Annotated in this window: 17 protein-coding genes, 1 tRNA gene and 1 rRNA gene; 7 read left to right on the forward strand and 12 right to left on the reverse strand. The window is 72.1% G+C overall.

All coding sequences use genetic code 11. The features are described from left to right. Positions 1 to 18: 18 nt before the first annotated feature. Positions 19 to 1,836, reverse strand: a complete 1,818-nt coding sequence (locus ACWAUO_RS07455; RefSeq protein ID WP_460774319.1) for a glycoside hydrolase family 15 protein — start codon at positions 1,834 to 1,836, stop codon at positions 19 to 21. Positions 1,837 to 1,994: 158 nt separating this feature from the next. Between ACWAUO_RS07455 and ACWAUO_RS07460 the strand changes: the two genes are divergently transcribed. Together ACWAUO_RS07460 and ACWAUO_RS07465 are read left to right on the forward strand one after the other, a co-directional pair. Then, positions 1,995 to 2,076: transfer RNA gene (locus tag ACWAUO_RS07460), tRNA-Leu, on the forward strand. A 66-nt stretch (positions 2,077 to 2,142) separates the two neighbouring features. Further along, positions 2,143 to 2,862 carry a DedA family protein gene (locus ACWAUO_RS07465; RefSeq protein ID WP_460774320.1) on the forward strand — a complete coding sequence of 240 codons (720 nt, stop codon included), beginning with the start codon at positions 2,143 to 2,145 and terminating at the stop codon, positions 2,860 to 2,862. 19 nt (positions 2,863 to 2,881) lie between these two features. Here ACWAUO_RS07465 and ku read toward each other — a convergent pair whose 3' ends face one another. Beyond that, complete coding sequence (ku, locus tag ACWAUO_RS07470) at positions 2,882 to 3,817, reverse strand: non-homologous end joining protein Ku (protein ID WP_460774322.1); 936 nt, start codon at positions 3,815 to 3,817, stop codon at positions 2,882 to 2,884. A 70-nt stretch (positions 3,818 to 3,887) separates the two neighbouring features. On the opposite strand from ku, the gene ACWAUO_RS07475 reads away from it, so the two are divergent. Further along, entirely contained in the window at positions 3,888 to 6,353 is a 2,466-nt protein-coding gene (locus ACWAUO_RS07475) for an ATP-dependent DNA ligase (protein WP_460774323.1), read from the forward strand. A 7-nt stretch (positions 6,354 to 6,360) separates the two neighbouring features. Here the strand turns inward: ACWAUO_RS07475 and ACWAUO_RS07480 are convergent, their stop codons facing one another. From ACWAUO_RS07480 to murI, 4 genes are all read right to left on the reverse strand, one after another. Beyond that, complete coding sequence (locus ACWAUO_RS07480) at positions 6,361 to 7,278, reverse strand: cation diffusion facilitator family transporter (protein WP_460774325.1); 918 nt, start codon at positions 7,276 to 7,278, stop codon at positions 6,361 to 6,363. 73 nt (positions 7,279 to 7,351) lie between these two features. Then, positions 7,352 to 7,960 carry an RdgB/HAM1 family non-canonical purine NTP pyrophosphatase gene (gene rdgB / locus ACWAUO_RS07485; protein ID WP_460774327.1) on the reverse strand — a complete coding sequence of 203 codons (609 nt, stop codon included), beginning with the start codon at positions 7,958 to 7,960 and terminating at the stop codon, positions 7,352 to 7,354. Continuing rightward, positions 7,957 to 8,700 carry a ribonuclease PH gene (rph, locus tag ACWAUO_RS07490; protein WP_460774328.1) on the reverse strand — a complete coding sequence of 248 codons (744 nt, stop codon included), beginning with the start codon at positions 8,698 to 8,700 and terminating at the stop codon, positions 7,957 to 7,959. The genes rdgB and rph overlap by 4 nt, the downstream gene beginning before the upstream one ends. 28 nt (positions 8,701 to 8,728) lie before the next feature. Further along, on the reverse strand, positions 8,729 to 9,547 hold the full coding sequence (gene murI / locus ACWAUO_RS07495; RefSeq protein ID WP_460774330.1) for a glutamate racemase: 819 nt from the start codon (positions 9,545 to 9,547) through the stop codon (positions 8,729 to 8,731). A 38-nt stretch (positions 9,548 to 9,585) separates the two neighbouring features. On the opposite strand from murI, the gene ACWAUO_RS07500 reads away from it, so the two are divergent. Next, positions 9,586 to 10,893 (forward strand): nicotinate phosphoribosyltransferase, encoded by a 1,308-nt coding sequence (locus ACWAUO_RS07500; RefSeq protein WP_460774332.1) that lies wholly within the window; start codon positions 9,586 to 9,588, stop codon positions 10,891 to 10,893. Between the two features lie 6 nt (positions 10,894 to 10,899). Here the strand turns inward: ACWAUO_RS07500 and ACWAUO_RS07505 are convergent, their stop codons facing one another. From ACWAUO_RS07505 to ACWAUO_RS07515, 3 genes are read right to left on the reverse strand one after another with little or no spacing between them, the layout of a single operon-like run. Then, the gene (locus ACWAUO_RS07505) at positions 10,900 to 11,166 is read right to left on the reverse strand and encodes a DUF3039 domain-containing protein (RefSeq protein WP_460774333.1); all 267 of its coding nucleotides are present in this window, start codon (positions 11,164 to 11,166) and stop codon (positions 10,900 to 10,902) included. Positions 11,167 to 11,195: 29 nt separating this feature from the next. Further along, entirely contained in the window at positions 11,196 to 12,764 is a 1,569-nt protein-coding gene (locus ACWAUO_RS07510) for a hypothetical protein (protein WP_460774336.1), read from the reverse strand. Beyond that, a complete protein-coding gene (locus tag ACWAUO_RS07515) occupies positions 12,740 to 13,738 on the reverse strand; it encodes an ABC transporter ATP-binding protein (protein WP_460774337.1) in 999 nt (332 codons plus the stop codon). The genes ACWAUO_RS07510 and ACWAUO_RS07515 overlap by 25 nt, the downstream gene beginning before the upstream one ends. A gap of 193 nt (positions 13,739 to 13,931) precedes the next feature. Here ACWAUO_RS07515 and ACWAUO_RS07520 point away from each other — a divergent pair, with 193 nt between their 5' ends. Then, positions 13,932 to 14,624, forward strand: coding sequence for a phosphocholine cytidylyltransferase family protein (locus tag ACWAUO_RS07520; RefSeq protein WP_460774339.1), 693 nt, complete (start codon positions 13,932 to 13,934; stop codon positions 14,622 to 14,624). A gap of 13 nt (positions 14,625 to 14,637) precedes the next feature. Continuing rightward, positions 14,638 to 15,444 carry a hypothetical protein gene (locus ACWAUO_RS07525; protein WP_460774340.1) on the forward strand — a complete coding sequence of 269 codons (807 nt, stop codon included), beginning with the start codon at positions 14,638 to 14,640 and terminating at the stop codon, positions 15,442 to 15,444. 7 nt (positions 15,445 to 15,451) lie between these two features. Here ACWAUO_RS07525 and ACWAUO_RS07530 read toward each other — a convergent pair whose 3' ends face one another. Together ACWAUO_RS07530 and ACWAUO_RS07535 are read right to left on the reverse strand one after the other, a co-directional pair. Then, positions 15,452 to 16,480 (reverse strand): HAD-IIA family hydrolase, encoded by a 1,029-nt coding sequence (locus ACWAUO_RS07530; RefSeq protein ID WP_460774342.1) that lies wholly within the window; start codon positions 16,478 to 16,480, stop codon positions 15,452 to 15,454. After that, the gene (locus tag ACWAUO_RS07535) at positions 16,480 to 17,145 is read right to left on the reverse strand and encodes a hypothetical protein (protein WP_460774344.1); all 666 of its coding nucleotides are present in this window, start codon (positions 17,143 to 17,145) and stop codon (positions 16,480 to 16,482) included. Before ACWAUO_RS07535 ends, ACWAUO_RS07530 begins: the two co-directional genes overlap by 1 nt. Before the next feature lie 6 nt (positions 17,146 to 17,151). Between ACWAUO_RS07535 and ACWAUO_RS07540 the strand changes: the two genes are divergently transcribed. After that, a complete protein-coding gene (locus ACWAUO_RS07540) occupies positions 17,152 to 17,778 on the forward strand; it encodes a hypothetical protein (protein WP_460774345.1) in 627 nt (208 codons plus the stop codon). Between the two features lie 130 nt (positions 17,779 to 17,908). Here the strand turns inward: ACWAUO_RS07540 and rrf are convergent. Next, positions 17,909 to 17,988: ribosomal RNA gene (gene rrf, locus ACWAUO_RS07545) — 5S ribosomal RNA — on the reverse strand; the annotation flags it as partial.

Raw genomic sequence — 17,988 nt, forward strand, 5'->3', positions numbered from 1 at the left:
CCGGCCGAGCTGCGCGGGTCACCGCCCCCGGTACGTGCGGGCCGGGACGAGCTCGCGGATGCGGAGGGCCGCGTTCACCACGGCGAGATGACTCAGCGCCTGGGGCAGGTTCCCCCAGAACGCACCCCCGTCGGCCTCGATCATCTCGGCGTAGAGCCCCACGTCGTTCGCGCGCGCGACGAGGTCGTCCATCGCCTCGACCGCCTCCGTGTGCCGCCCGACGCACGCGAGCGCCGACACCCGCCAGAACGCCGACGCGACGAAGGTGTGCTCCTCCCGATCCATGCCGGTGTACCGGTACAGCAGATGCCCGTCACCGAGCTTCCGCGTGATCGCGTCGATCGTCGCCGACATCCGCTCCCCGCGGTCGAACCCGCTCTCCGCGTGCAGCAGCACCGAGGTGTCGAGGTCCGTGGTGCCCGGATGCATCGTGTATGCGCCGACCTCGTCCGACCACCCGTGGGTCGCCACCCACTCCGCGATCCGGTCGCGTTCTGCCGCCCAGCGGTCCGGGCTCCCCGGGATCGCACCGCCCTCGGCGAGCGCCACCGCGTCGTCCAGCGCCTGCCAGCATCCCATCTTCGAGGAGGTGTAGTGCCGCACCTCGGGAAGCTCCCACATGCCGGAGTCCGGCTGCCGCCACAGGTCGCACGTGCGGTCGGCCATCGCGGCGAGCGCGCGCCCGGTGGCGACGTCGAGGATGTTGCCCGCGTCCACGTACGTGCGGCAGATGCTGAAGAGGTCGCCGTACACGCCGAGCTGGAGCTGCCCGTGCGCGGGGTTGCCGGCGACGACCGGGCCGATGCCCTGCCAGCCGTCGACGTCGTACTCGGTGAGCCCCGTGACGACGTCGCCGCGCAGGCCGTAGAACACGTGCAGCTCGGGACCGTTCCGCCGGATGGTGCGCAGCAGCCACGAGATCGCCGCGTGCGTCTCCTCGCGGAGACCGAACCGCACGAGCGCGTGCGAGGTGTAGGCGAGGTCGCGAACCCATGCCAGCCGGTAGTCCCAGTTCTTGCCGCCGCGCGGGTCCTCCGGCAACGACGTGGTCGCCGCCGCCGCGATCGCACCGCTCGGCGCGTAGACGAGGAGCTTCAAGGCCAGTGCGCTCCGCTGCACGAGCTCGCGCCAGGGCCCGTCGTAGGAGAACTCCTTCGACCACACCCGCCACGCGTCGATCGTGCGGTCGATGCCTCGCTGCACGTTCTCCGGCTGCGGGAGGTGCAGCGGCTCCCCGTCGGTGGCCACCACGATGAGGACCCGCCGGTCCCCCTCGGACACGCGGAACCGCCCCTGCACGGCCGGCGCGCCGACCCCGTCGGTGTCCGGCGCGCCGTCACCGTGCCCGTCACCCACGACGGCGAGCGAGACGTCGCCCGCACGGAGGATCGACACCCCGTCGTGCTCCTCGATCCACGGCGCCGCGGTCTGCAGGCGCGTCCCCGGCTGCACCCGCCAGCGGAACCGCACGCGCCCCGACACGCCCTCGACCCGACGGGCGAGTTCGGCCCACGGCAGCCGCCCCGCCACCCCGGTCACCAGCGCATCCGTGATCCGGGCGCGACCGGATGCCGTCGTCACGGTGGTCTCGAGCACGTTCGTCTCCGGCACGTACCGGCGACGCACCGTGTACTCCTCCTCCGGCTCCAATTCGATGCCGCCGCCGTTCTCGGCGTCCAGGAGCCGCGCGAACACGGGCAGCGAATCGAGCGACGGGACGGGAAGCCAGTCGATCTGGCCGCGACCGCCGACGAGCGCCACCGTGCGGCCGTCACCGATCGCCGCGTACTCACGCAGATCCGGACGGTTCGTGCGGGGATCCGTCGACCGACTCATCCCGTCACGGTAGGCGTCTGACGTTCCCTGCGATCAGGGCTTGCGCGGCCGCGGTCCGCCCCTCCGCGTGCCGATCGCGGCCGCTGTCTGGGAGCACCCCGGGAGCCGCGCCGACACCCCGCGGCGTCGAGCACCGTCTGGCTAGACTGGACCCACCCGCGGGAGTGGTGAAATCGGCAGACACGCAGGATTTAGGTTCCTGTGCCTTCGGGCGTGTGGGTTCAAGTCCCACCTTCCGCACGGGGACGGGGATCGGGGGTCTTCCTCGCCACGCCCCATGACCGCCATCTACGACGGGACCACAGCGTGCATTCTCTCGGACTCCTCCCCTGGCTCGATCCGGCCACGATCATCGAAGCCGCGGGGCCGTGGGCGCTGCTCGTGGTGTGCCTCATCGTCTTCTCCGAGACGGGGCTGCTCGTCGGCTTCCTCCTCCCGGGCGACACGCTGCTGGTGATCTCGGGCCTGCTGTCGCACCACACGGATGCGGCGCCCAACGGCGTCTTCGGCGTGAACGTCTGGTTCGTCGCGCTGTTCATCGGCATCGCCGCGTTCATCGGCGGCGAGGTCGGCTACTTCATCGGTCACAAGGCCGGACCCGCGATCTTCGAGCGCAAGGAATCGGGGCTGTTCAGCAAGAAGAACGTCGAGCGCACGAACGCGTTCTTCGAGCGCTTCGGCGGCATCACCGTGATCCTCGCGCGCTTCGTCCCGATCGTGCGAACCTTCGCGCCCGTCGCAGCCGGCGTCGGCCACATGCCGTGGCGCAAGTACACGCTGTACAACCTCATCGGCGCCGTCCTCTGGGGCATCGGCCTCACGATGCTCGGCTACGGCATCGGCTACATCCCGTGGATCCGCGACATCGTCACCGAGTACATCGACATCATCCTCATCGGCGTCGTGGTCCTCACCGCGGCGATCACCGTGTGGCACTACCTCCGTGAGCGCGCCGAGGTGAAGCGCGAGGCGGCCAGGGCGAAGGCCGAGCAGCGCGAGCAGGCGTCCGGTACCGACCAGGCCTGAGCGCCGGCACGACGCCCGGTCAGGACGCCTTCTTCGACTTCGCCTTCGGCTTCGGTTTCGCCTTCGTCGACGAACCCGCCGACGGCTTCTTCTTCGCAGGCTGCTTCTCGGCCGCATCCTTCGACCCTGACGACGCCGACGCCGACCCCGAGCCGCGGGCGGACCGCGACTTCTCCAGGCTCGCCTGCAGGGCCGCCATGAGGTCGATGACCTCCCCGCCGCCGGTGGACGACCCCTCGTCCTCCTGCTCGCCGAACGTCTCGGCGGTGTCGAGCGCGTCGCCCGCCTCGATCTTCGCCTGGATGAGCGTGCGCAGCTGCTCCTGGTACTCGTCGGTGAACGCCGACGGGTCGAAGTCGCCGGCGAAGCTGTCGACGAGGGAGGCCGACAGTTCGAGCTCCTTGGACGAGATCCGCACGTCCTCGTCGAGCGACGGGAACGCGGCCTCCCGCACTTCGTCGCTCCACAGCAGGGTCTGCAGCACGAGCACCTTGTCGCGCACGCGAAGGGCCGCCAGGCGCGTCTTCTGCCGCAGCGAGAACCGCACGATCGCGGTGAGGTCGGTCTGCTCCAGGGTGCGACGCAGCAGCACGTACGCCTTCGGCGACGCGGAGTCCGGCTCCAGGTAGTACGCCCGGTCGAGCAGCAGCGGATCCACCTGCTCGCTCGGCACGAACTCGACGACCTCGATCTCCCGGCTGCGCTCGGCCGGCAGCGACGCGAGATCCTCGCCGGTGAGCACGACCGTGCGGTCGCCGTCGTCGTAGGCCTTGTCGATGTCCTGGTAGGCGACGATCTCGCCGCAGATCTCGCACCGGCGCTGGTAGCGGATGCGGCCACCGTCCTTCTCGTGCACCTGATGCAGCGGCACGTCGTGGTCCTCCGTGGCGGAGTACACCTTGACCGGCACGTTCACCAGCCCGAACGCGATCGCGCCCTTCCAGATCGACCTCATGCCGTTAGTACACACGCTCGCACCTCGCCAGGGCTAGGGCTTGCGCGGCCGCGACGGCATCATGATCAGCATGGCCACGGGTGAGCAGACGGTCCGCATCGACGGACGGATGCTGCGTGTCTCACGCCTCGACAAGGTGCTCTACCCGGAGACCGGCACCACCAAGGGCGAGGTCATCGACTACTACACCCGCATCGCCCCGCTGATGCTCCCCCACCTCGCGCAGCGCCCGGTCACCCGCAAGCGCTGGCCCGAAGGCGTGGGCACCGACGCGCACCCGGAGTCGTCGTTCTTCGCGAAGGACCTGGAATCCAGCGCACCGGCCTGGGTCCGCCGGCAGGCGATCGAGCACTCCGGCGGCCCGAAGGACTACCCGCTCGTCGACGACGTCGCAACGCTCGCGTACCTGGCCCAGGTCGCCAGCCTCGAACTGCACACCCCCCAGTGGCGGTTCGACCAGCGCGGCGAGCGCCTGCCGCCGGACCGGATCGTGCTCGACCTCGATCCGGGCCCGGGCACGGGCCTCGCGGAGTGCGCGGAGGTGGCACGGTACGCCCGCCGCATCCTGCAGGACATGGGACTCGACCCGTACCCGGTGACGAGCGGCAGCAAGGGCATCCACCTGTACGCGACCCTCCCCGGCACGGCATCGAGCGACGAGGTGTCGCAGGTCGCGAAGGAGCTCGCCCGCGCCCTCGAGGCCGACCACCCGGACCTCGTGGTGAGCTCCATGTCGAAGTCCGCGCGGCCGGGCAAGGTGTTCGTGGACTGGAGCCAGAACAACGGCTCGAAGACGACGATCGCGCCGTACTCGCTGCGCGGCCGACCGCATCCGATGGTCGCGGCGCCCCGCACCTGGGCGGAACTCGACGACCCGGGGCTCACGCACCTGGACTTCCGCGAGGTGCTCGCCCGCGCCGTGGCGGACGGCGACCTCCTCGCACCGCTCGCCCGGCCGACGGCGTCCGCGGCGCACGGCCCGCTCGCGCCGTACATCGCGAAGCGATCCGCCGACCGCACCCCGGAACCCGTGCCGGCGAGCGCCGCGGTCGCGCCGACGCCGCCGGGCGAGGCGCCGCGGTTCGTCATCCAGGAGCACCATGCCCGCCGGTTGCACTGGGATTTCCGGCTCGAGCGCGACGGCGTGCTCGTCAGCTGGGCGGTCCCCAAGGGCGTGCCCGAGACCACCGACAAGAACCACCTCGCCGTGATGACCGAGGACCACCCGCTCGACTACGGCACGTTCGAGGGCGAGATCCCGCGCGGCGAGTACGGCGCCGGCCACGTCACGATCTGGGACGCCGGCCACTACGAGACCGAGAAGTGGCGCGACGCCGAAGTGATCGTGACGCTGCACGGCAGACCGCACGGCCCGCTCGGCACAGCGCGACTCGCCCTCATCCGCACCGGCGGCTCGGGCGAGAAGTCATCGTGGCTGCTGCACCGGATGAAGGAGCAGCAGCCGACACCGGATGCTGCCGAGCCCGCCGCGACGACCTCGTCGGCGCCCGCGGAGCCCGCCGACGCGGCCGCTCACGATCCCGCGGACGCCACGGACATCCGCCCCATGCTCGCGACGCTCGCGACCCCGGCGCTCGCCGCCGCCGCGGCCGAACGGTGGCCCGGCCCGCCCTGGGTGGAGATGAAGTGGGACGGCGTGCGGGCACTGGGGCGCTGGGACGGCGAGCGCCTCCGGCTGTGGGCGCGCAGCGGCATCGACATCACCGCGCGCTACCCCGAGCTCACGGCGGTCGACGCCGGGCTCGGCCCCGACCCGGTGGTGGTCGACGGCGAGATCGTCGCCCTCGACGAGCGCGGGGTCCCGAGCTTCGGCGTGCTCCAGCGGCGGATGCACCTCGCCGACGCCCGCGAGATCGAACGCGAGGTCGCCCGCACCCCGGTGCGCTACTACCTCTTCGACGTGCTCCACCACGCGGGCCGTTCCCTCGCCGCGACCCCGCTGCGCGACCGGCGCCCGGTGCTCGAGCGCGCGGCCGCCGGCGCCATCGACGCGATCGCCGTCCCGCCCGTGTTCGACGACCTGCGGGTCGCGCTCGACGACGGCGAGCGCCTCGGGCTCGAGGGCGTCGTCGTGAAGAACCCCTCGTCCCGGTATCGGTCGGGCAGCCGCTCGGACGACTGGCTGAAGGTCAAGCACAGCCGCACCCAGGAGGTCGTCATCGGCGGCATGCGACGCGGCAGGGGCGGCCGCGCCGGCACGTTCGGCTCGCTCCTGGTCGGCATCCCCACCGGCGACGGCCTCCGGTACGTCGGCCGGGTCGGCACTGGGTTTACGGATGCGGCGCTGCGCCGCATCCACGGGATGCTGTCGCCGCTCGTGACCGATGCGTCGCCGTTCCTCGACGTGCCGCGGGAGGACACCCCGGACGCGGTGTGGGTGCGCCCCGAGGTCGTCGGCGAGGTCGAGTTCGGCGAGTTCACGTCCGCCGGGCACCTGCGCCATCCCCGGTGGCGCGGCCTCCGACCGGACAAGACCCCGGCGGACGTGACCCCGGAGGATCCGGCGCCGTTCTGAGCCGCGCTCAGCCGTGGGTGTCGTGCTCGACGTGCCCGGCGGCCTCCAGCTGGAACGTGGAGTGCTCGACGTCGAAGTGGTCGGCGAGGCACGACTGCAGCCGGGTGAGGATCGCAGTGGACGCACCGGCCTCGAACGCGTCCTCCGCGACGACGACGTGCGCGGAGAAGACGGGCGCGCCCCGGGTGAGCTGCCAGACGTGCACGTCGTGCACGTCGCTCACCCCGTCGGTGGCGAGGATGTGGTCGCGGATCTCCTGCACCCGGATGTCCTTCGGGGTGGCCTCGCTCAGCACCGTCACGACCTCGCGGAGGAGGCCGACGGCGCGCGGCACGATCATCGCCGCGATGAGGAGGGACGCCACCGCGTCGGCGGCCACCCACCCGGTCGTGATAATGACGACCGCGGCCACCACGACGGCGACGGAGCCGAGCAGGTCGCCGAGCACCTCGAGGTAGGCGCCGCGGGCGTTGATGTTCCGCTTCTGCGCCGACGAGAGGAGCCACATGGCGATGCCGTTCGCGAGCATGCCCACCGTGGCGATCACCAGCATGAGGTCGCCGGAGACCTCGGGCTCCGCGGGCGAGGTGAGCCGGAGCACCGCCTCGATCGCGACCCACACCGAGACGACCAGGAGGATGACCCCGTTCACGAGCGCGCCGAAGACCTCGGCACGCTGGTACCCGAACGTGCGGCGGTCGTCGGCCGGCCGGGCCGCCACCGCGCCCGCGACGAGCGCGATGACGAGCGCCGCCGCATCCATGAGCATGTGGGCGGCATCGGCCAGCAGCGCGAGCGAACCCGAGAGGACGGCACCGACGACCTGCACCACGAACACCGTCGAGGTGATCGCGAGCGAGACGGCGAGCAGGCGCCGCGTGGGGCCGTTCCGGAACCCGCCGGGCGCCGGGGCGTGGTCGTGCATGCAGCCAGGCTACGGCGTCACGGCGCCCGTCACGGGCCGTGCGCGCAATCGGGAACGAGACCCGTTCTCAGTCTCAGAGCGCGCTCAGCAGCGGCAGCAGCTCGCGGAACGCGCGCGCCCGGTGCGACTGCGCGTTCTTCTCCTCGGCGGTCCACTCCCCGACCGTGCGCTCGGCATCAGGGTCCTGCCCGTCCGGGATGAACACCGGGTCGTAGCCGAATCCGCCGTCCCCCGCCGGCGCGGTCGCGAGCCGGCCCGGCCAGACGCCCTCGACGACGGCTTCCGAGCCGTCTGCGCGCACGAGGGCGATGGTCGAGACGAACTGCGCGGTGCGGTGCGGGTCGGCGATGTCGGAGAGCTGGTCGAGCAGCAGCTCGAGGTTGGCACGGCTGTCCTTGCGGTGCCCGGCCCAGTAGGCGGAGAAGACGCCCGGTGCGCCGCCGAGCACGTCCACCCGGATGCCGGAGTCGTCCGCCAGCGCCGGGAGCCCCGTGTGCGCGGCCGCGGCGCGCGCCTTGATGAGCGCGTTCTGCGCGAACGTGACACCGTCCTCGACCGGCTCCGGGCCGTCGTACGAGACCACCTCGAGCCCCGGACGCGCCTCCGCGACGATCGCCTGGAACTCCTCGACCTTGTGCGCGTTGTGCGTCGCCAGGACGATGCGACCGGCGTCGCCGGTCACGCGGCGTCCCCGGCGAGCGCGGCGGCCTGCAGCTCGCGGAGGTCCGCGCAGCCGGCCACGCCCAGCTCGAGCAGCGCGTCGAGCTCGCGCTTGTCGAACGGCGCACCCTCGGCGGTGCCCTGCACCTCGACGAACAGGCCCCGGCCGGTGACGACGACGTTCATGTCGGTCTCGGCACGCACGTCCTCCACGTAGGCGAGGTCGAGCATGGGCTCGCCGTCGATGATGCCGACCGAGACGGCCGAGACGGAGTCGATGAGCGCCTTCGCGTTCTTGCCGACGAAGCCCTTCGCGCGGCCCCACTCGATCGCGTCCGCGAGCGCCACGTACGCGCCGGTGATGGCGGCGGTGCGGGTGCCGCCGTCTGCCTGCAGCACGTCGCAGTCGATGACGATGGTGTTCTCGCCGAGCGCCTTCGTGTCCACCACCGCGCGGAGCGCGCGGCCGATGAGGCGGGAGATCTCATGGGTGCGGCCGCCGACCTTGCCCTTGATGCTCTCCCGGTCGTTGCGGCTGTTCGTCGCCCGCGGCAGCATCGCGTACTCGGCGGTCACCCACCCCTTGCCCTTGCCGGTGAGCCAGCGCGGCACGCCGTTCGTGAACGACGCGGTGCACAGCACCTTCGTGCCGCCGAACGAGATGAGCGCGGAGCCCTCGGCCTGGCTCGACCAGCCGCGTTCGATCGTCACAGGGCGAAGCTGGTCGACGGTGCGGCCGTCGGCGCGGGTGGTCTCGGACATGGGGCTCCTCGGGGTGTGGGGTCGGGGGTCACCGGGGCAGGTCGATGACCCCGGTCTGGACCAGTTGCACGTCGCGCACCTCACGGCCCATGAGCCGGTGCGCGAGCGAGATGAAGTCGTCGGCCGAGGCCCCGGTGGCCTCGTACACGTGATGTGGCACCGCATCCGGGCCGGCGAGCAGGTCGCGCGAGACGAGCTGGCGGTAGACGTCCTTGGCGGTCTCGCTGTCGCTGGAGACGAGGCTCACGCCCTGCCCCATGACGTAGCTGATCGCGCCCTCCAGGAAGGGGTAGTGGGTGCAGCCGAGCACGAGCGTGTCGACGCCGGCGTGCCGGAGCGGCGCGAGGTACTCCTCCGCCGCGGCGAGCACCTCGGGGGTGTCGGTGACGCCCGCCTCGACGAAGTCGACGAAGCGGGGGCACGCCTGCCCGAACACGGTGAGCTCGGCGTTCACCTCGAGCATGTCCTGGTAGGCGCGGGACCCGATCGTGCCGACCGTGCCGATCACGCCGATCCGGCCGTTGCGGGTGGTCGACATGGCGGTGCGGACGGCGGGGCCGATCACCTCGACCACCGGCACGTCGTACCGTTCCCGGGCGTCGCGCAGCATGGCGGCGGAGGCCGTGTTGCAGGCGATGACGAGCATCTTCACACCCTGGTCGACGAGCGTGTCGAGCACCTCGAGCGAGTACCGGCGCACGTCGGCGATCGGTTTGGGCCCGTAGGGCGAGCGGGCGGTGTCGCCGATGTACCGGATGGACTCGCGCGGCAGCAGCTGCGAGACGGCACGGGCGACGGTCAGCCCGCCGACCCCGGAGTCGAAGATCCCGATCGGCGCGTCATCCACGATCCTCAAGCCTACGCCCGGTGGATAGAGTGACCGGCATGAGTACGGCCCTGCTGACCGACCGGTACGAACTGACGATGCTCGAGGCCGCGCTCCGCGACGGCACCGCATCCCGTCCCTGCGTGTTCGAGGTGTTCGCGCGCCGCCTCGCCGGCGGCCGGCGCTTCGGGGTCGTCGGCGGCACCGGACGGCTGCTCGGCCTCATCCGCGACTTCCGGTTCGACGAGGAGGAGCTGCGGTTCCTCCGTGACGAGCATGTCGTGGATGCGGCCACACTCGCGTTCCTGGAGGACTACCGGTTCCGCGGCACCATCACCGGGTACCCGGAGGGCGAGCTCTTCTTCCCCGGCTCCCCCGTCCTCACGGTCGAGGGCACCTTCGCCGACGCGGTCGTGCTGGAGACCCTCGTGCTCAGCGTCCTGAACCACGACTCGGCGGTCGCCACGGCGGCCGCGCGCATGAGCATCGCCGCGGGCGACCGGCCCCTCGCCGAGATGGGCTCGCGCCGCGCGGGCGAACGGTCGGCGGTCGCCGCCGCGCGTGCCGCGTTCATCGCCGGATTCGACGCGACGAGCAACCTCGAGGCCGGCCGCACCTGGGGCATCCCGACGATGGGCACGGCGGCACACGCCTGGACCCTGCTGCACGCCGACGAGGAGGACGCCTTCCGCGCCCAGATCGCCGCGGCGGGGGTCGACACGACGCTCCTCGTCGACACCTACGACATCGAGCAGGGCGTCGAGCGGGCGATCCGCGTCGCCGGCACGGGCCTCGGCGGCGTCCGCATCGACTCGGGCGACCTGCCGGTCGTCGCCAAGCGCGTGCGCGAACAGCTCGACGCCCTGGGCGCCACCGGCACCCGGATCACCGTCACGAGCGACCTCGACGAGTACGCCCTCGCCGCGCTCGCGTCCTCCCCCGTCGACGCGTACGGCGTCGGCACCTCGGTCGTGACCGGCTCCGGGCATCCGACGGCGGGCATGGTCTACAAACTCGTGGAGCGGCAGGACCCCGACGGCACCTGGGTGCCGGTCGCGAAGGCGTCGGCCGAGAAGGCCTCCCGCGGCGGCCGCAAGCGCGCCTTCCGCCGGCTCTCGGACGGGACCGCGCAGGCCGAGCTCGTCGTCGTCACGGGATCCGGTGCCGACGCCCAGGCGCCGGAGGACGCACGTGCGCTGCAGGTGCCGCTGGTCGTCGCCGGCGAGTACGACACCGTGCACGAGGGACCGGCGGGGGTGCTGCGAGCACGCGAACACCACCGGGCGGTGCGCCGCGAGCTGCCGCTGGCGGCGCACGGGCTCAGCCGGTCCGACCCGGCGATCCCGACGGTCTACAGCGCGGTGTGACCGCGCTCAGCCCTGCATGGACTCGTAGATCTCCTTGCAGGTGGGGCAGATCGGGAACTTCTCCGGGTCGCGACCCGGCGTCCACTTCTTGCCGCACAGTGCACGCACGGGCTTGCCGGTGATCGCGGACTCGAGGATCTTGTCCTTCTTCACGTAGTGCGAGAAGCGCTCGTGGTCACCGGGCTCGACGTGCTCCTCGCGCAGCAGTTCCTCGAGCTCACGGTCGAGGGTCGCGGTGCCACCGGCGTCGGGGCGATCGAGGGGCGTGCTCATAGGCACCGATTCTAGCCGTGTCGCCACGCTCAGGCGGCGGTCTCGGCGAACTCCATCAACGCGCTGCCGCGCCGTTCGAACACGACGGAGCCGAGTGCGAGGCCGAGCATCAGGACGATGACGCCGGTCGCGAGCCCGGTGAGGAGCGCGGTCGCCCCCTCGGACGGGTCTTCCGTCACGGCCAGCCACGCCAGCCACACCGTCGGCGCACTCACCAGGAGCGTGCCGACCATGACGAGCGACTGCGACAGGATGCCGCTGCCCTCGGTCCGCTGCGGCTGACGGAACGGGCTGTCGCCCGGCCGGGTGACCGCGTAGGGCGCGGCCGCCGACGCGATCGAGGAGAGGCCGAGCCCGGACAGGAACAGCGTGGCGACCACGCCGCCCATCGGCACGAGCACCCCCCACCGGCCGTTGAGGATCGCGGTCACCGGGAGCACGAGTGCGAACGTCGGGATCGCCAGGAGCACGATCGGCACGAGCCGCCCGAGCCGGTCGGCGATGCCGCGGACGCCGCTGGCGATGTGCAGCCACAGCGCGGTCGAGTCGTAGGCGAGGTCGTTGTGCGGCAGCCAGCCGAAGAACAGCGCGATGATCGCGACGGGTGCGAGCACCGCCAGCGGGAACTCGACGCCGGCGATGAGGAGCGGCACGACCGAGAGCACGGCGGCGACCGGCACCACGAGCACGTTCACGCCGTACCGCCGGTCGTGCAGCCAGTACAGGACGCTGCGCGCGGCGATCGCGCCGCCCGCGGTCGCCGGCATCGCCGCGAACCACGACATCCCGGCCCGGGCCCGCGCCGGGAGGGGCCGCTCCGGCGTGTGCAGGATGCGGTCGACGACGACGAACCAGCCGACCAGGAGGGCAGCGAGGGTGATGAGCGCGACCGCGAGGGCGATCCACCCCGCCGGGTCGCCCTCGGCGGCGTACCCCGGGAGCGACCACGCCGCACCGAGCGGGGTGAACGAGAGCACGCGGCTCGCGGTGGACAGCGGCCCGGGCACGCTGTGCTTCCAGTCGAGGGACGCCACGAACAGGCCGACCGGCACCGCCACGATGAGCACGGCCAGCACGAAGAGGCCGGTGAGTTCGCGGGAGCGACGCTCGCGGAGGAGCTTCGCGGTCGCGGCCCCGGCGAGGTTCGAGAGCAGCAGCACCGTGACGACGCCGAGGAGGGGCCCGGCGACCGCCGCGACCGGCGAGCCGTCGTGACCGGTCCAGAGCACGATCATCCCGACCGCGACGACGAGGAGGGCGAGCATCGGCACCGAGCAGAACCCGGCCACCAGGATCGCCACGGCGAGCGGTCGGGACTGGGCGCCGAAGGGGCGGAAGCGACGAGGATCGAGCTGGTCGTCGCCGACGAGCGGCGGGGCCAGGACCGCGGCCAGGGCGATCGCGGCGCCGCCGGTGACGGTCACCGCGTTCGCGGCGTCGTCGCTCGACCCCCGGAGCCCGAGCAGGCCGACCCATGCCGCGGCGACGCCGATGGCGATGAACGCGAGGCCTGCGACCATGCGGGGTCGCTCGCGGGCACCGGCACGTCCCGCGGCGACGAGGAGCGCGAGCCTCAGCCGGAGAACGTGTGCAACCACTCGAGCCCCTCCGTCTCGCCGGCGCCGCCGACGATCTCGACGAACCGTTCCTCGAGCGAACTCTCGCCCCGCACCTCGTCGACGGTGCCCTCGGCGATGAGTTCACCGCCGACCATCACCGCCACCCGGTCGCAGACCCGTTCGATGAGGTCCATGCCGTGGCTGGAGAGCAGCACGGTGCCGCCGTGCGCGGTGTAGGCGCGGAGGATGTCGAGGATCGTCGCGGACGATGCCGGGTCGAGCGCTTCGAACGGCTCGTCCAGCACGAGCAGCCGCGGCGCGTGGATCATGGCGACGGCGAGCATGATCTTCTTCGTCATGCCGGCGGAGTAGTCGCCGACGACGCGGCCCAGCGCGGGGGTCAGGTCGAGCGCCCGGGCGAGGCCCGCCGCACGCGTCTCGACGACGTCGCCGGGGAGGTCGCGCAGCAGGCCGGCGTAGGTCAGCAGCTGCCGGCCGGTGAGCCGGTCGAACGTGCGAAGCCGGTCGGGCAGCACGCCGATGAGCCGCTTCGCCTCGCGTTCGCGGGTGCGGATGTCCACACCGTGGATGCGGATGCTGCCAGCATCCGGCCGCAGAAGCCCCGCGATCATGGAGAGGGTCGTGGTCTTGCCCGCACCGTTGGGGCCGACGAGCCCGGAGAAGGTCCCGGGTGCGATCTCCCAGGTGAGCCCCTGGACGGCCGTCGTGCCGCCGAAGTCCTTCCGCAGCCCCTCGATGGCCAGCGCCGGGACGGCGTCGGCGTCCTCGTCGTCCCGAGCCGGCTCGTCCCACAGGGAGTCGAGCGCGTCGTCGGCCGCGGCGTCTGCGTCGCCGTCGGCCGCCTGCGGGACCGGCGCGACCGTCGCCGGCAGGGGGGGTTTCGGCGGGATGACCAGGTTCTCGGGCACCGTGATCGAGGCCTCCACCGGCGGCAGGACGGACTCGTCCTGCGGCTGGGAGCGATCGGGGGAATCAGGCCTCGGTGCTCTCACCCGACCACGGTACCAACACCGGTGCCGGACGCGCCCGCGCGGTCGCGGGGTGCGGACCCCTGCAACGATCCCGCAACGGAATCAAGCCCCCCACCGGTCTTTCAGGTGCTCTCGCTAGCATTGACGGGGCACGAAGGAGTGTCGCGTCGTCGAACCGACCATGAACTCTTTTCCGCATCCCCAGGAGCGAACCGTGACTGTACAGACCGTGATCCTCGCCGCCGGCATGGGGTCCCGTTTGGGCCGCAGCCTGCCCAAGCCCCTCACCGAGCTGAACGACGGCCGCTCCATCATGCGCCAGCAGCACGACAACATCCGTGCCGCGTTCGGCGCCGAGGCCCGCATCCTCACCGTGGTCGGCTACCGCGCTGAGACCATCGTCGAGGCCTTCCCCGAGTCGGACTACGTCTACAACGACCGGTACGACCAGACCAACACCTCCAAGAGCCTGCAGCGTGCCCTGGCCGCGACCGGCCGCGGCGGCGTGCTCTGGATGAACGGCGACGTCGTCTTCGACCCGCGCGTGCTGGGCCGCGCCATCTCCCTCATCGAGCGCGAGCAGTCCTTCGTCACCGTCAACACCGCCAAGGTCTCCGACGAAGAGGTCAAGTACACGACCGACGCGGACGGCTACATCGCCGAGCTCTCGAAGACCGTCGCGAACGGCGTCGGCGAGGCCGTGGGCATCAACTACATCTCGCGTCACGACAAGCGTGCGTTCCAGCGGCAGCTCGGCCGCGTCGACGACCAGGACTACTTCGAGCGCGGCCTGGAGCTCGCGATCGCGGAGGACGGCCTGCGTCTGGCGCCGCTCGACATCTCGGACCTGTACGCGGTCGAGGTCGACTTCGCCGAGGACCTGGAGCGGGCGAACCTCTTCGTCTGACCGGGGACGCGGCATGACCGATCAGGTGCACCGCATCCACTCGCTGCCCGACGACGCACCGTGGGACGGCGGGCTCCCGCCGGTCGGCTCCCCCGAGCATCCGCTCGGCATCCGCATGCTCGACCGTCTGCTTGGTTTGCAGCGACCGGCCGTCGTCGCGCACCTGCGCGGCATCCGGGTGCGGAACCGGGACGCATCGACCCTCGAGGTCGTGCGGATGCTGGAGCGCCGCTATCTCACGGCGGTCACCACGAGCGGTGCGGCCGTGGGTGCGACGGCGGTCGTCCCGGCGATCGGCACAGGGGTCACCCTCGCGCTGAGCGGTGCCGAGACGGCGGCGTTCCTCGAGGCGACGGCGTTGTTCGCGCAGTCGGTCGCCGAGGTGCACGGTATGCCGGTGAACGATCCGGACCGTGCGCGCGCGCTCGTGCTCACGCTGCTCCTGGGGCGTGAGGGCGTCGACCTCGTCACCCAGCTCGCACGCCAGGCGGGCGGGACGGGTCCCGGTCGTCAGGCGTACTGGGGCGAGCTCGTGACGAAGACGATCCCGCGCGCGGCGGTGGGCCCGCTGCTGGACCGGCTGAAGCACTCGTTCGTGCACCGGTTCGCCGTGCGCGGCGGTGCCTCCTGGATCGGCAAGGCGCTGCCCTTCGGGATCGGTGCGGCCGTCGGCGGCGCGGGCAACCACATCCTCGGTCGACGGGTCGTCGTCGCCGCACGCCAGGCGTTCGGCGCGCCCCCGCTCTCGCTCCCGGCGGAACTGGAACCCGCGCCCGAGGCGCTGCCGCTCGAGCGACGGATCCTGCGCCGCCGACGCTGAGCGGGCCTCAGACCCGGTGGAACGGGTCGGCGTAGAGCTCCTCGGGCACGCGGAAGCCGAAGATCTGCCGACCGGTCGCCCAGATCGCGGCGGCACCGGCACGCAGCAGGTCGATCGGCCGGTCCCCCGCCTTCACGATGCGGACGTCGATGCCGTCGATGCGTACCGACGCGGCGCCGACGGTGGTGACGTCGCCCTTGACCTTCGTCGCGGGGTACGGCTCGTGCAGTTCCCGGAGGTCCGAGAGGATGTACGTGGGCCGGGAGTTCGCGGGTGCGGCGAGCACGTGCTTGGGCCGGTCGACGCCGGTCAGCACGAGGGCCGACGGGATCCCCGCGGCCTGCGCCCCGGCGATGTCGGTGTCGAGCCGGTCGCCGATGAACAGCGGCGAGGCGGCGCCGAAGCGGCGCACGGCCTCCTCGAAGATCGGGGTCTCGGGCTTGCCGGCGACGGTCGCGAGTCGACCGACCGCGGTGTGCACGGCCGAGACGAGCGTGCCGTTGCCGGGCGCCATGCCGCGCGCCTGCGGGATCGTCCAGTCGGTGTTGGTCGCGATCCAGGGGATCCCGCCCTCCTCCTCGGGCGTCTTCAGCGCGAAGGCGGCTTCGGCCAGGTGCACCCAGGCGACGTCCGGGGAGAAGCCCTGCACGACGGCGGCCGGCGAATCGTCGGCGGAGCGGGTGACGGTGAACCCGGCCTTCTCGGTCTCGACGACGAGGCCCTCTCCCCCGACGACGAGCACGGTGCTCCCGGCGGGGATGCGTTCGGTGAGGAGCCGCATCGCCGCCTGCGGGCTGGTGACGACGTCTTCCGGAGCGACCTCCAGTCCGAGGGAGGTCAGGTGGGCGGCCACCGAGGCGTCGGTGCGCGACGCGTTGTTGGTGATGTACCCGAGACGCCGACCGCTGCCCGCGCGGTTGAGGCTCTCGACGGCGTACGGTAGCGCGCCGTCACCGGCGTAGACGACGCCGTCGAGGTCTGCAAGGACGACGTCGACACCGTCGAGCGGGGTGGTCGCTCGGGAGAACAACGCCATCAGCGCTCCTCCTCCGCGTCCGCGCCGGACTCCTCCGCATCCGTGGCGGTGGCGTCGTCCTCGGCAGGGGCACCGGCGTCAGCCGGAGTCGGCTCCTCCTCGAGGATCTCCTCCTCGACGAGGATCTCCTCGTCCTCGCCGACGCCGAGCGCGCGGTCCCAGACCTCCGCCGCGATCTCAGCGCGTCGTGCCCACTCCGCGGCCTCCTCGTCACGGCCGAGTTCCTCGAGCACGGCGGCGCGGGCGGCGAAGAGGTCGGCGCTCCATTCGAAGGCGCGGTCCGGGTCGAGCTCGGGGATGTCCAGTTCGACGAGGGCGCGCTCGGGGTCGCCGAGGTCGAGCCGCGCCCCGGAGAGGGCGATCGCCAGCTGCGCGCGCGCAGCGGTCGGGAGCTTCGAGCGGTCGACCGCACGTCCCTCCTCGAGCGCACGCTCCGGCCGGCCGACGCCTCGTTCGCTGTCGACGATGAGCGCGATCTGGTCGTCCTTGCCGGAGATGCGGCGGTAGGTGCGCAGTTCGCGGAGGGCGAGGGCGTAGTCGCCGATCGCGTACGCCGTGATCCCGGCGGTCTCCCGGACGACGGCGACACGGCCGGCGCGACGGACGGCGGCCTGGGCGTGCTCGTGGGCGCGCGCCGGGTCCTCCTCGATGAGGCGGGCGGCCATCGCGAGGTGGCGGGCGACCGTCTCGGCGTTCTCCTTGCTGAGGGTCTTCAGCTCGTTGCGCGCCGCCGACGGGAGATCGCGCGGCGTGATCTCCTCGGGCAGCTCGGGCTCGGCGATACGCGCGACGCGCTCGGCGGAATCGCGGGGCGGACGCGAGGGGCGACGGGCGTCATCCCGGCGCGCGCCGGCACCGTCACGGGGACGGGAGGGACGCTCGCCGTCGCGGGAACGGTACGGACGCTGCTCACCATCACGGGAACGGTACGGACGCTGCTCACCATCACGCGGACGGTACGGACGCTGCTCACCATCACGGGAACGGTACGGACGCTGCTCACCATCACGCGGACGGTACGGACGCTGCTCACCATCACGGGAACGGTACGGACGCTGCTCACCATCACGCGGACGGTACGGACGCTGCTCACCAACACGCGGACGATACGGACGCTGCTCACCATCACGCGGACGATACGGACGCTGCTCACCATCACGCGGACGATACGGACGCTGCTCACCGTCGCGAGGACGGTACGAGCGTTCGCCGTCCCGGCGGGGGCCGCCGGCGGAGCGGTTCGGGCGGTCGGAAGGGGTGCCGTCGCGGCGAGGATGACGGTCGCCTGCACGGCCTGACCCTCGCTTGGCGCCCTCGGCGCGCTGCTTGTCGTCGTCGCGTTCGTGACGCTCGCTCATCTCGACTCCCGTTCGTGGCGTGTAAACGAGAAATGGCCACCCAGCTCTGGGTGGCCATTTCACGAAAGAAGTCCGGCGGTGTCCTACTCTCCCACAGGGTCCCCCCTGCAGTACCATCGGCGCTGAGAGGCTTAGCTTCCGGGTTCGGAA

The organism is Microbacterium sp. GXF7504 (assembly GCF_054798235.1).

What these genes read in the sequence shown, in the direction of transcription:
- ACWAUO_RS07455 (WP_460774319.1), bottom strand. Translation starts at nt 1,836, where the DNA reads ATGAGTCGGTCGACGGATCCCCGCACGAACCGTCCGGATCTGCGTGAG.
- ACWAUO_RS07480 (WP_460774325.1), bottom strand. Translation starts at nt 7,278, where the DNA reads ATGCACGACCACGCCCCGGCGCCCGGCGGGTTCCGGAACGGCCCCACG.
- ACWAUO_RS07505 (WP_460774333.1), bottom strand. Translation starts at nt 11,166, where the DNA reads ATGAGCACGCCCCTCGATCGCCCCGACGCCGGTGGCACCGCGACCCTC.
- ACWAUO_RS07475 (WP_460774323.1), top strand. Translation starts at nt 3,888, where the DNA reads ATGGCCACGGGTGAGCAGACGGTCCGCATCGACGGACGGATGCTGCGT.
- ku (WP_460774322.1), bottom strand. Translation starts at nt 3,817, where the DNA reads ATGAGGTCGATCTGGAAGGGCGCGATCGCGTTCGGGCTGGTGAACGTG.
- ACWAUO_RS07500 (WP_460774332.1), top strand. Translation starts at nt 9,586, where the DNA reads ATGAGTACGGCCCTGCTGACCGACCGGTACGAACTGACGATGCTCGAG.
- ACWAUO_RS07525 (WP_460774340.1), top strand. Translation starts at nt 14,638, where the DNA reads ATGACCGATCAGGTGCACCGCATCCACTCGCTGCCCGACGACGCACCG.
- ACWAUO_RS07530 (WP_460774342.1), bottom strand. Translation starts at nt 16,480, where the DNA reads ATGGCGTTGTTCTCCCGAGCGACCACCCCGCTCGACGGTGTCGACGTC.
- rph (WP_460774328.1), bottom strand. Translation starts at nt 8,700, where the DNA reads ATGTCCGAGACCACCCGCGCCGACGGCCGCACCGTCGACCAGCTTCGC.
- ACWAUO_RS07535 (WP_460774344.1), bottom strand. Translation starts at nt 17,145, where the DNA reads ATGGCCGCCCGCCTCATCGAGGAGGACCCGGCGCGCGCCCACGAGCAC.